Origin of the sequence: Agrobacterium vitis (assembly GCF_037039395.1) — a bacterium.
Classification (GTDB): Bacteria; Pseudomonadota; Alphaproteobacteria; order Rhizobiales; family Rhizobiaceae; genus Allorhizobium; species Allorhizobium vitis_E.
In genome coordinates this window covers 3,086,438-3,098,329 of the sequence record NZ_CP146242.1, presented here as the reverse complement: position 1 = coordinate 3,098,329, position 11,892 = coordinate 3,086,438, and the positions used below count along the sequence as shown (strand labels likewise).

11 protein-coding genes are annotated in these 11,892 nt (G+C 53.0%); 5 read left to right on the top strand and 6 right to left on the bottom strand.

Translation table 11 applies throughout. From position 1 onward, the window contains the following. Positions 1–320 precede the first annotated feature (320 nt). Positions 321–1,304, top strand: coding sequence for a hypothetical protein (locus V6582_RS16830; protein ID WP_156634870.1), 984 nt, complete (start codon positions 321–323; stop codon positions 1,302–1,304). Between the two features lie 419 nt (positions 1,305–1,723). Here the strand turns inward: V6582_RS16830 and V6582_RS16825 are convergent, their stop codons facing one another. The 5 genes from V6582_RS16825 to V6582_RS16805 form a co-directional block, all read right to left on the bottom strand. Then, positions 1,724–1,957, bottom strand: a complete 234-nt coding sequence (locus V6582_RS16825; RefSeq protein ID WP_210252566.1) for a hypothetical protein — start codon at positions 1,955–1,957, stop codon at positions 1,724–1,726. 441 nt (positions 1,958–2,398) lie between these two features. Further along, the gene (locus V6582_RS16820) at positions 2,399–4,423 is read right to left on the bottom strand and encodes a hypothetical protein (protein ID WP_197434528.1); all 2,025 of its coding nucleotides are present in this window, start codon (positions 4,421–4,423) and stop codon (positions 2,399–2,401) included. Positions 4,424–4,499: 76 nt separating this feature from the next. Then, positions 4,500–5,627, bottom strand: coding sequence for an AAA family ATPase (locus V6582_RS16815; RefSeq protein ID WP_234889902.1), 1,128 nt, complete (start codon positions 5,625–5,627; stop codon positions 4,500–4,502). Positions 5,628–5,664: 37 nt separating this feature from the next. Beyond that, complete coding sequence (locus V6582_RS16810; RefSeq protein ID WP_234889901.1) at positions 5,665–6,825, bottom strand: Mu transposase C-terminal domain-containing protein; 1,161 nt, start codon at positions 6,823–6,825, stop codon at positions 5,665–5,667. A gap of 450 nt (positions 6,826–7,275) precedes the next feature. Beyond that, entirely contained in the window at positions 7,276–7,479 is a 204-nt protein-coding gene (locus V6582_RS16805; protein WP_015916634.1) for a cold-shock protein, read from the bottom strand. 100 nt (positions 7,480–7,579) lie between these two features. On the opposite strand from V6582_RS16805, the gene V6582_RS16800 reads away from it, so the two are divergent. Then, positions 7,580–7,771 (top strand): hypothetical protein, encoded by a 192-nt coding sequence (locus V6582_RS16800; protein ID WP_156634869.1) that lies wholly within the window; start codon positions 7,580–7,582, stop codon positions 7,769–7,771. 59 nt (positions 7,772–7,830) lie between these two features. Here V6582_RS16800 and glf read toward each other — a convergent pair whose 3' ends face one another. Then, positions 7,831–8,934 carry a UDP-galactopyranose mutase gene (gene glf / locus V6582_RS16795; protein ID WP_156634868.1) on the bottom strand — a complete coding sequence of 368 codons (1,104 nt, stop codon included), beginning with the start codon at positions 8,932–8,934 and terminating at the stop codon, positions 7,831–7,833. 159 nt (positions 8,935–9,093) lie between these two features. On the opposite strand from glf, the gene tnpA reads away from it, so the two are divergent. The 3 genes from tnpA (at position 9,094) to tnpC (ending at position 11,647) form a co-directional block, all read left to right on the top strand. Continuing rightward, entirely contained in the window at positions 9,094–9,546 is a 453-nt protein-coding gene (gene tnpA, locus V6582_RS16790) for an IS66-like element accessory protein TnpA (RefSeq protein ID WP_060718545.1), read from the top strand. Next, a complete protein-coding gene (gene tnpB / locus V6582_RS16785; protein ID WP_010975401.1) occupies positions 9,543–9,896 on the top strand; it encodes an IS66 family insertion sequence element accessory protein TnpB in 354 nt (117 codons plus the stop codon). The genes tnpA and tnpB overlap by 4 nt, the downstream gene beginning before the upstream one ends. A gap of 62 nt (positions 9,897–9,958) precedes the next feature. Then, complete coding sequence (tnpC, locus tag V6582_RS16780) at positions 9,959–11,647, top strand: IS66 family transposase (protein ID WP_060718544.1); 1,689 nt, start codon at positions 9,959–9,961, stop codon at positions 11,645–11,647. Positions 11,648–11,892: the final 245 nt, after the last annotated feature.

The window sequence follows — 11,892 nt, the reverse complement described above, 5'->3', positions numbered from 1 at the left end:
GTAAATACTAGTTGAGTGTCAGATGAAGTGGCGTATAGAAGAAACAATTACCGAAGGATTGGTGTGCCTCACCAGAGTGTGCTTGGTATCGTCCGCTTTTCGGCTCAAAGTCGTTCTTGGGAAGCCGCTTGTATGGCAAACGCTTGCATCCTCTAAAAAGTCGCTTGCATCTCATGACTGGGGAGCCAAAAGTCGACATTAGAGTAAAGTGTCATCAAAGGATATTTAAGTTCAGATCTCCGCTTGAACAAATCTTTTACGCGTCGTCGTGACTGATTTTCTACGTGAGCAAACAATGTAAGAGAACGGGATTTTAGTCCGTGCCAACCAATCGAGAAAATATGTCTGAGGGTGCTGTTAGATATTACCTAAAAGAGGATTTTCTAGGTGGAGAGACATTTGAAATAAATGAAAGTCAATATGAAACACTAGAGCGCGCCCTAAATACGATCATTTCCTTCATTGATATAGAAGAATCTTTCCAAGTATTTGCACGCTCATTCATTAGATTTGAAAAAGATTCTCTAGATATAGCGTTCGAATACGCATACTCGGATAAAGGATCCGGTTTAGATGTATTTTTTTTCGACAGTGTTCGGTCACGTTTTAATGTCAACGTTATCACCATATTAACGTCTTACAAAAGCTATGACGATCATTGCAGCAAAATTTTAAAAAATTTGAAAACGCTGTCAGACGCTATACAATTCAACGAGAAAATACGGGTTAATTACTATAACACTCATTTAAGTTATCGAATTTGTGCTCGGCTTAGAGACTACGCACAGCACGGGGCACTACCGCTGGGCGGATTTTCAATCGGCGGCAATGCAAATTTTGCCCGCAATGATACTGGACAGCTTATTAAGCTGGATACAGGCTTCAATGTTTCTCCATGGCTAGACGTCAAAAAATTCACGGACTCTTCTCACTGTAAAGCCGATCTCCGAAGAGAACTAACTAGTCTCGCCTTTGAAAAAATCGACATGAAGTGGCTTATTCGCTCGTTTGCCTCAGTGATGTACAAACGTCATTGTGAACTTCGTGAATATTTGAAGCCACATATCAATTTTTCTCTTAATAAAATATTGGATGGTTATAAATTTGCTGGCTCCCTCAAAAAAAGTGAAGCGAGTTTTCTTGTATTATGTTCCAGCTCTCGAAGTATAAATATGAGAAATGATCTGGGGGATTTTGTCAATAGAATGTTTTCGGAAAATAAATCTCTGAATAGAGCCGAAAATATATTCATAACATCTAAAATAAATCATCAGGAAAAAATTTATTCTGGAAGTTCGGATTGACTTTACGTATTAACGCAATCCAGTTGCGGTTTATTGAGGCCATATCTGGAGGGTAAAAGCTCCTGCTGGCTGCCACTGTTCAGCCTTCTGTTGAGCCGGTTTTGCTTTCGTAGTGTGCGGCGTCACCGGAGAATTGGGCTTTTCAGTATCCAAATAATCGGGCGCGATGGCGTTGTACTGGACAAACGCAGAAATTAGCCTTCGATGATATGTTGTTTCTCTCTCCCGTCAGGGTTGGAATCTGGCAGGCGAACCCCGAACATAGTGTCCTGCAACAGCGCTAGACGGGCGAAGAAGAAATTCAGCTCGATGAGGCTCTTGGTTTACAGGAAGAAGCATGCACTACCGATGAATTGCAGTACGATACCGGCCAGCACGGTGATGTAAACGGCGGTGTTCTCGCCTAGATGTCGCGACTGTCAGATCAAGCGACCGACGAAATCGGCTCCAAAATCAGATAAGATGCAAATATGGAACATAGTGGCGCTGCGGTATAGCTTGAGCCCGCGGCCCCGCCCCGAAATTTTCTCGCAATGACCTTCGTCGAACAAGCCATTCATTTCAATGCATTTTTGGCTCGCAGAGGATAATTCCGGCACGAAATTTTTACTGTCTGAGTTGAAAGGCAAATCTGTCGAGGCTTGGCGAGCCACGCCGGGCAATGTTCCGGCAATATCAATTCTTTGAAAAACGTCACCCCTGTCCTGAATAGTTTTTGAAGGCCCACGTTAGGTTTGGTCATAAAATACGCTTACGCGCAGATCACAAGCCTGTCGCCGCGCATTTTACCAGGGCAATGGCTCGAATGGATTGGAAAATATCTTTTTGAAACACTACTCCCATCTATTCCCATGAAATTTCGGAAGTTCTCGCAAATTCCACATCTGAGTGACACACAACACTCGCTGTAGCTCGCCGCAGACTTCCGGAATTTTGACACGCAGAACCGGAAAAATGAGATTTGCAAACGACTCTTTGAACTCAGCGATTAATTACGAATGGCGACATTGATGCTGAGGCTGAAACTCGAGATTTTATGTTTCGTCAGGAGGAACCCCAATGAATGGCTCCGACGTCCGCTAATCGGACGTCTTTTAGCGCGAACGTTTCGGCTTTGCGGGAACTGCACTTGCCTCGCCTTCGCGTGCCGTAGGGATCACCTTTTTCGGTTTTACTGGCGCTTTGGCTGAGACAGGCTCAGGAAGCTTGGGTATTCCCATCCATTCAGCAGCGCGTTCCATTCGTATTTTGGCCAACCCCTCCCTGCTATGTGCTCGCTGCAACATCTCCTTATGGACCTCTAGATAAAATGTACTTTCGGGAGCCAGCGCGGGATAACCGGCTATTGCGTTTTTTCGTTCTTTCAGTGCGTTGCTGATCCAGTACCAACCCGGCTTTGGCGACTCCAACCAGGCATCCATAAATGCCACCGGATTCACGTACGCAAAGATCGGAATGTCCTCGTATTCCATAGTCGCGCTGCGGTTATTACAAACCATGTCGAAGAATTTCTGTCCGTCCGTTTTCACGGCTTCCAGCAAAGTTGGGATTTTGCCGGGGAGCGTGTCAGTCAGAGCGCTCGTCCGAGCCTTGACGAGATAGTCGAAAACATCCTGGAAGTCGGCTCGATAGGAATCAGTGACCCAATACATAACGCCGCCAGATGCGTCTTTAAACTCGTCGGTCCACATCCAGCCCGCCTTTCGCGGGGGCAGCCGATTCTCAGCCGCGAGATCATCGATGTAGAGCTTGGCATCGTTGGCGATTTCCTTCGGCGTGACCTTAAGGATGCCACGAGAAGCCATCATCATCTTTAAAGCGACAATGTGTAGGAAATCGCCAGAATCTGTTACCTGACGCTTGTCGAATTGCTCGTTAATCCGCGCCAATGCCGGATCAATGTCCTCATCATCAAGCTTGTCGAAGTTGATGACGATCTGCCACGGCGGCGCAGCCTCCTTCTGGATGAAGTAGGCGCTGCTGTCCAATGAGATACGGATTTTTTCCTCAGTGAAGCGACCATCGAACAGCATTTCCACCAATATCTCGTCGCTCAGCAATGTGCTTCCAATATCAACGGAGGTAAACTTTTGGGCTGCTTCGTATAGTCCGCATTTTGGTTGCTCTTCGCTGTTCGCCCGTGCAATCGCCATACGATGGGAAAGTATCTTATTTGCCCTTCTTGAAAGATCTTCCCGCTTGAGATTATTCGTCCTGATTTCTATTGCCAGAGCGGAAAACAGGCGGACTAACTCCACCATCGCGATGTTGTGTTCGAAATGGCGATCCTCAAGAGTCTCTGCCAGACGACTAACATCCTCAACAACATGACGAAGTACTCGCAGAGAAAATGTTCCCGATTGCCGGAAGGTGAAAAGTACCTCCCGCCAATATGGCTCAAGCTTGTCAAGCTTCTGCCGATCCTTGAAAAAGGCGACGAAATCCGCGAAAGCTGCCTCTACGCTCGGCTCAACGTTGAGAGTTTGGCCGAAGATCTTTTCCTTGGTATGCGCGAAATTCTCAACCAATTCATTGTCGTGCGCGATGACGATCACTCTGCAGCGATGATGTTCCACATAGCGATTGATCATTCCAAGCAGTACAGCGTTTTCGACGGTGCACCGTTCAAGGTCATCGAAGATCAGTGGGCGTGAACTATCGACCTCATTCTTGATGAAATGATTAGCCAGAATGCTCGCTAATCCACCACTGCCCACAGGTCCCAATAACGGGATGTCGACAGAGGTGCTATCCATCTTCTCGGCGAAGCGCTTGATAGCCGAGGCCCTAGGGAACATCTTGCTGAATATCTGCGCATCAATCTCGCTGGACGTATTGAGGCCGAAGAGACTGATATAGTGGGCATGTGTGGGTGGAAGGGCGTGCCGGACCTGATGGGTTTTACCTGTTCCCCATTCCCCGGTAACCAGTACAGCATAGCCCGGATTTGGCCGCCCAACATAATAGGCCAGATACTTCTCAAGGTGGCTTTTCGGCTCTATCGGCAGTGATACTATATCCGGGCGTTCCTCGGGCTTGACCGAGGTGGCATCCGGGCGTTCCTCGGGCTTGACCGAGGTGGCTTCTCCAAAACCAGTCCATTCAAATGGCATTTTCATCACGTCCCCCACTTCCCTGTTTTCAACCATGACGCGGTTGATACCAAAAAATACTCCCGTGCTGCAACGCTGGCCATCATTCGTCTCCACTGTTGAGGACAGGCAGCGCCGCCTCCTCCATGGCGTCCTCTTTTTTGGCTGAGTAGTTAGTGGCGTCAGGCGCAGGCGCGATATCGTCCGCAATGCGCAATAGGTCGGCCGTCTCGGTGATGGAATCGATCTGCAAGGACGGGATCAGACCATCGGCAAAATCGGCGCCCTTTTCGGCGACGATGAAATCCCGCATGCCTCGAATGGCCTTCAAGACCATGTCGAAGCCTGAGGTTGCCCGCATCTGGGCAACGACATCATCGAATGCGATCACATCCTCGTCGTCGGCAAATTCGACCGCCTTCAGGCCTTTGCCGATACGGCTTTTCAGCTGGGCATAGGACGGACCCTGCCTGCCTCGGGTAAAGCGGCTGTAAACCTCGGAATTGCCGACAACCGCCACCCCGCATCTGTAGACGTCAACGAAATGGCGCAGCTGGTTGAGCGCTTCGTCATTCAGATGCTGGCCCTCATCGACAATCAACAGGGTGCCGTCGCCGGTACGCTTCAGCTTGCCGCCGATGGCGCGGGCCAGTCGAGCGGGATTGTTCTCTTGAACGCCCAATTGCTCGGCCAGCTCGGTCAACATGCCATGCACCGTCTTGGTGCTTTCCGAGACGGTGGCGTGATAGACATGCGGGCGCGTGTTGGTGAAATATTCGCAGGCCGCCGTCTTGCCCATGCCAGCGCCCAGCGTGATCATCACCAGATCCGGGCAAATCTGCGCCCAGGTCAGGGTTTCCAACACTTCGGCAGAGCCGCGCAATTGCATGAATGAGGGCGCTTGCGGGATCATCGCGGCCACGCTGGCAGCGGCCTGCAGGGCATCCAGCCATTGTTCGATCATGGCGTTGTGGTTATCCAGCCGTCCTTCGTAACGCCCTGAGAACCACTGGCTGAACGTTGCGTCCTTCATGCCTGAACGGCGGGTGACCTCGGCCTTCGTCCAGCGAAACTGGCGGGCAACGGCAATCACCCGGTCGACCAGCTCCCACCATTTTTCGATATCGGCCTCGCTCTTATTGGCCGAGACTTCCGGGGCCTGCAATGGCCGCTCCCACGATCCGGCATTAAACTGGCCGGTCGGGGGGCTTGTGAAAGCATGTTTGTTCATCTAACTATAGCTCCGTCAAATAGCCCATTCGGGCCTGTTATCGGGCAGTCCTAGGACTGCCCTTCTTTTTTCCGGAACCGTACGCATTACTCTTCGGCTCGTTGTTCCCGGCGTCCGAAACACGCGACACCGGGCTATTCCCTCGCGGGAATTCAATGACCCCACCGCCCTGAACCAGGCCCAGCGCGCGGGAAAAACTGTCTTCGAAATGTTGATCTGAAATCGCCTCGACCGGCGCTTCCACCTGCTGGCTGCGGGTTATCAACCGCGTCACAGCTGGCCGGATCGGCTCTGGCGTATCCACCGGCTTGGGCTTGGATCCCTTGTAATAGATCTCGCCAAGCTGCTGGGCGCTGAGGGCTGCTTCCGCGTCGGCTTTGAGGCGCACCGCCTTCTTGTGGGTGCTGGCAAGACGGGAGTGCGCACGCGCGTCGTCCCTGCTGCTGAAGCCTGCATCATCCATGCAGCCGGCTTCGCAGATCAACCGGTTCTTCAAGTCATAAACCCTGATCGGCTTATGAAGGGCATCGGGGTCAAACCGGATGATGACCTGCTTTCCAGCCCATTCGTTCAGGGCCGGATCAAAATAGCGGTTCCCCTGGAAATGAATCCCGCCATTCGATTTCTGGGTCCTGATCGCCTCAGACGCCAACATCCAAAGCGAGGACTGCGCCTTGGATGGAACCCGAACAATTGTCGTCGGCGCAGCCATCGAGGCGGCAAAGGTCTCATCAAAACTGCGGCCTTTGCAGTTTTCGGCCCGGCGTCCCTCCTGCGCATTATGCTCGACAATCTGCGCCGCCACATGGGCGCGGAAATCATCGAGCGGAATAGCCCGCTCCATGTAGTTTTCCGGCTTGGCATCGGGCTTGTTACCGGTATAAACGAAAGCTGGCTCCAGGACTTCGAGCCGCTGCCGATCCGATAGAGGCTGCCGTACAGGATTTCGATTCCCGGAAAAGATAGGCATCCAATTATTACGATGCATTGTAGCTGCCCTTCTAGATAAAATCGATTTCCCGTCCGTAGTAGGGTTGCTATCTAGCGCCTCGAAGAACCAACTATGCTTGTAGAGCTGTGGCAGCAGCCTGAAGTTCCTGATTAGTCGCGTTCGCGCCGTTAACTGCAAAATAAATGCCGCGATCTGTGTCTCCTGGATGCTTACCTTCGCCAGTGCGTCGCGCGGCACGTCCGACATTATGGCGGATGTCGGAAAGCCTTCCAGGTCGAGCGGCTAGGCCGCAAGGATCTCGTCCTTTTCTCGTCATCGAGCGTGACAACACGGCGATAAAGCACATGTGCGCCCTTCAGCTAACCTTGTCATCAGCCGGAATATTGGAAGATACCAGGCGCACAAAGGCGATTGCCTTTCTGCGGACAGATTGCATTTGTAGTGGATATAAATGTTTGGAAATAAAGGCTGCGCGCTCAAACAGCTAGGAGAGCACTAGGCGGCTTGTGGTCTCATTCACTCAATGATTGGACCGAAAAGCGATTATCACTTTTCGGTCCAATGCTTTAGGAACAGATCGAGGTAGAACTGGCGATCAGAATATCTTCTCGCCTTCCACTCGAGCATGTCGACAAATTCGAGTTCAACTCACGGAATGCGTTCGTGCGTATCATTGCACTGAACGCGGCTCCGTTGTTAAAGCACGCTGACGTTTTCAGCCTTCGACTTCCCGGTCTTACGGTCCTGCCCGATTTCGAAGCTGACCTTGTCACCTTCTCTGAGCGAGTCACCGCGCTGCAGGGAAGACACGTGAACGAATACATCCGTTCCACCATTCTCGGGCGTGATAAAACCAAAACCCTTGTCGTCGTTAAAAAATTTCACAGTACCAGTAGGCATGACATTTCCTCTTGAATTCCCGTAGCCGTTTGACTCCGCGCCAGACTTTTATAGCGTGATCCCCTGACGATCAACCACCAACACGGATATAGAAAGCTAATTGGCAGAATTGATTGCTTCTTCCAGTTTCAAAATATGTCTTCAACACCGCTTCAACCTGGGTGACGTTGCGAAAATTATCGCGACATTGGTCATAGACGACGCAACCGGCCTGCAACACGGCCTTATCCAAAAACAGATCGGTGCCGCTCTGCTTCAGCTTGGCATTGCCCTCTTCCCACCGCAGTTATAGTGACGTGGAACACCTCGATGAACTCAAGAGTTCTGTGCCACCTCTGAGACCAGCCTTTCTCAACCGGACACAAATTTCCTAGCGCAATCAAGCGCTTCGGCGATGGAGACATCCATATCGAGATAGCGGAAAGTGCCGAGCCGGCCAACGAAGGTTACATTTTTCTCAGCTGCGGCCATTTCCTGGTAGCGGGTGAGATTATCCGACAGCCCCGTCAAATGTACCGGGTAATAGGGAATGTCCTTCTCCGTGCAGGAGCGGCTATACTCTTTATAGCAGATGGTTTTCTCATGCGTTTCCCAGGGCGAGAAATGCTTGTGCTCGGTAATCCGGGTATAAGGCACGTCAGACCCACAATAATTAACCACGGCATTTCCCTGAAAATCGCCCTCCCCCCGCAAGATTTCGAAATCCAGCGTGCGATAAGGAAGCCTGCCTTCGCGATAGTCGAACCAGGCATCCAGCGGACCGCTATAGAAGACATGGTCGAAATCATCTTTTTCCGCTGGCGAAAAGGGCCTGTTCAGGTGAACCTCAACGCCCTCAATATCCAGTATCCGCTCAACGATCTGCGTATACCCGTGCTTGGGCATGCCCTGGAAACGATGATTGAAATAGTTATCGTCATAATTGAACCGGACTGGAAGCCGTTTCAAAATACTGGCCGGCAACTGGTCCGGTTGCACACCCCACTGCTTGATCGTGTAGCCCTTGAAGAAGGCTTCATAGAGCTCCTTGCCGATAAATTTCAGCGCCTGCTCTTCAAAGGATTGCGGCTCCTGATCCATTTTCAGGCCCTTTGATTCGATAAAGGCGCGGGCCTGCGCTGGGTTAAAGGTCTTGCCAAAATATTGGTTGATCGTGTGAAGGTTGATTGGCAGCGAGAAGACCTGACCTTCGGTTATGGCCTTCACCCGGTTGGTATAGGGTTGAAATGTGTCGAACCCGGTAATGTAGTTCCACACGGTCTCATTGTCGGTGTGAAAGATATGTGGCCCGTAGACATGCACCATGACGCCGGTTTCCGGGTCTCGTGCCGTGTGGCAATTGCCAGCGATATGGTCGCGCGCCTCGAATACGGAAACCTTGTGTCCCGCTGCGGCGAGTTCGCGAGCGATGACGGCCCCTGAGAGCCCTGCGCCGACAATTGCAATTTCTTTCATCAACCCCGATTCCCCATTGCTGTTCAACGTGAATGGTAAATGATTGTGTTTGCGATAAGAAGGCCGCGATGTAAGCGCGGTCTCCGCCCCATTGGATTGGGTGTATTTTGAGGCTTGCTGCGTATGCGAGAAGGTTTCCAGTTTTATCTGGAGATTTGCATGGCAGATGATGGATTTGTTGGTCGCTACGAAGTTGTCGAGCCGCGCCGCGGTAACCGGCGTTGGCCGGATGATGTGAAGGCGCGGATCGTGGCGGAAAGCTTTGAGCCTGGTGTTCGTGTTGTGGATGTCGCGCGCCGTCACGGCGTTATAGCAAACCAGCTTTCCGATTGGCGACGTCAAGTGCGTGACGGCATTCTGGTGCTGCCGTTTGCGGCGGCAACGACGCCGTCGGAGCACGATGGTGTCGAGCCGTCATTTGTTCCTCTGGCAATCGCTGCGGAGCCGCCTGAGCCTGTCAATCGTTTGCCGCTGCCGAAGCTGGCCTCCGACGGGCCGAGTGTGCAGGTTTTGACGTTGGAGATTGGCTCAGACGTTGTGATGCGGGTTCCTAATAATGTGCCCGTTGAACGGGTCGCCGCTCTGGTTCACGCTGTGCGAGGAGCGTCATGATCGTCGCGGGCCAACGACTGCCGATCCTGATCGCAACCCGTCCGGTTGACTTCCGCTGTGGGCATCAGGCGCTGGCTTTGATGGTGCAGACCGAGTTGAAGCTGGACCCGCATTCCGGGGTGACGGTGATCTTCCGGTCGAAGCGCGGGGATCGTCTGAAGATCCTGGTGTGGGATGGCACAGGAATGGTGCTAACTTACAAAATTCTTGAACATGGAAGCTTTGCCTGGCCCAAGGTTCAGGATGGGACGATGCGTCTTTCCAGGGGTCAATATGAGGCTTTGTTCGAAGGTCTTGACTGGCGGCGGGTGATGGCGCAACGGGTGACCGCGCCGTCGGCGGCAGGATGATTGTTCGGCCGTCTTTCTATTGTTTTATTTGGATTTTTTGAGCTGCTTTGCTATAAAGCGGCATGTCGCAACCTATTGATCTCAGCCTGTTTCCGGACCTTCCGCCAGAGGTAGTCAAAGCCTTTGCGGCGATGCAGTTCGAACTGTCGGTCGAGCGTGCGGCACGCCAGCATGAGCAGGCGGTCGTTGCCGAAAAGGACGCGTTCATCACTGAGCTGAAGGAACTGATCGAGAAGCTTGAGGGGCAGGTTCACGACTACAGGCGCACGAAGTTCGGGCCAAAATCGGAAAAGCTCGATCCGGCGCAGATGGAACTGGCACTGGAAGACCTTGAAACGGCGATTGCCGAAACACAGGCGCGGATCGCCGCCGTCGAGAAGAAGATCGAAGCCAGCGCAGATGATCCCGAAAAGGCTGGCAATTCTGGAGAGGTTGGCGATCCGGACAAGGCCGTTTCTCGCAAGGAGCGCAAGGCCCGTGCACTGCCCGAACACCTGCCGCGGGTCGAGCGCGTGATCGAGCCCGATAGCATCGTTTGTCCCTGCGGTTGCGGCAACATGGTCCGGATCGGCGAGGACCGGACGGAACGGCTCGACCGGATCCCGGCGCGCTACGAGGTGATCGTCACGATCCGCCCGAAATACGCATGCCCCAAGGGTCGAACCGGCGTCGTCCAGGCCAGAGCGCCGGCGCATCTTCTGGAAGGGAGCTGGCCGACGGAGGCCCTTCTGGCGGAGATTGCCGTCTCCAAGCATTCCGAACACATGCCCCTCAACCGTCAGGCCGAGGTCATGGCGCGACACGGCGTGCCAATCGACCGCACGGTGCTGGCCGATTGGATGGGGCGCACGGGTAGCGAAATCGCACCGGTGGTCGACCACATGGCCAAACGGCTGCTGTGGGAAAGCACGCGCCTCTATGTCGACGAAACGACCGCCCCGGTGCTGGATCCTGGGCGAGGCAAGACAAAGACCGGCTATCTCTGGGCCGTGCTGCGTGACGACCGCGGCTGGAATGGTTCTGCTCCGTCAGGTGTGGTGTTCCATTATCGGCCCGGGCGTAAAGGAGAATATGCCGCTGAGATCCTTGACGGGTTCAACGGCACAATCCAAGTGGATGCCTACGGCGGTTACTCTCATCTCGCTACGTCCGATCGTATCGGCGGCGCTCCGCTGAAGTTGGCTTTCTGTTGGGCACACGGGCGCAGAAAGCTGATCAAGGCCACGCCAAAGAGCGGATCGCCCATCGTCGACGAGGCGTTGGTGCGGATCGCCGCGCTCTACAAGATCGAAGACAGTATCCGAGGCTCAGACCCCGAACATCGCCGGGCAGTTCGACAGGACCTGTCCCTCCCGCTGGTGGAGGAGTTCTTCACCTGGCTGGCAGCCCAGGCCGCGCGCGTCTCACGCAAATCTGACCTCGGAAAAGCCCTGGCCTATATGCTGACGCGACAGGACGGATTCCGGCTGTTCCTGGACGATGGCCATGTCGATATCGACTCCAACCTGGTGGAAAACGCGATCCGCCGCCCGGCCATGAACCGCCGCAATGCGCTCTTTGCGGGGCACGATGAAGGGGGCCGCAATTGGGCTCGGTTTGCCAGTCTTATCGGCACTTGCAAAATGAACGGCGTTGAACCTTACGCCTATCTTTGCGACCTCTTCACCCGCCTCGCAAACGGCCACCTCGTGAAAGACATCGATGCCCTGATGCCTTGGGCCTATGCCACCCGCATCAAGGCCTCACAATGAGCTCGTCAGATACTCATCGGTGAGCTCACATCCGGCCCCCAGGCAAAACTATCAAGCCGCTGCAACTGAAAAATCAATGGGGCGTGGACGCCGCATACGCCGCGATCTACATCTCCACCAGATAACGCGGATTTCTGGAATTTGTTATTATCAAGAATCGATTTCCGAGAAACACATTCAATAAGTGCAATGTTTTTTGAGAATTGCACCGAGAGAGACATCAGGGAACAAATAACGTTGCTAGC

Coding starts and splice junctions, on each gene's coding strand:
- V6582_RS16820 (WP_197434528.1), bottom strand. CDS start 4,423: ATGAAAATGCCATTTGAATGGACTGGTTTTGGAGAAGCCACCTCGGTC.
- V6582_RS16815 (WP_234889902.1), bottom strand. CDS start 5,627: ATGAACAAACATGCTTTCACAAGCCCCCCGACCGGCCAGTTTAATGCC.
- V6582_RS16810 (WP_234889901.1), bottom strand. CDS start 6,825: ATGTCGGACGTGCCGCGCGACGCACTGGCGAAGGTAAGCATCCAGGAG.
- V6582_RS16805 (WP_015916634.1), bottom strand. CDS start 7,479: ATGCCTACTGGTACTGTGAAATTTTTTAACGACGACAAGGGTTTTGGT.
- glf (WP_156634868.1), bottom strand. CDS start 8,934: ATGAAAGAAATTGCAATTGTCGGCGCAGGGCTCTCAGGGGCCGTCATC.
- tnpA (WP_060718545.1), top strand. CDS start 9,094: ATGGCAGATGATGGATTTGTTGGTCGCTACGAAGTTGTCGAGCCGCGC.
- tnpB (WP_010975401.1), top strand. CDS start 9,543: ATGATCGTCGCGGGCCAACGACTGCCGATCCTGATCGCAACCCGTCCG.
- tnpC (WP_060718544.1), top strand. CDS start 9,959: ATGTCGCAACCTATTGATCTCAGCCTGTTTCCGGACCTTCCGCCAGAG.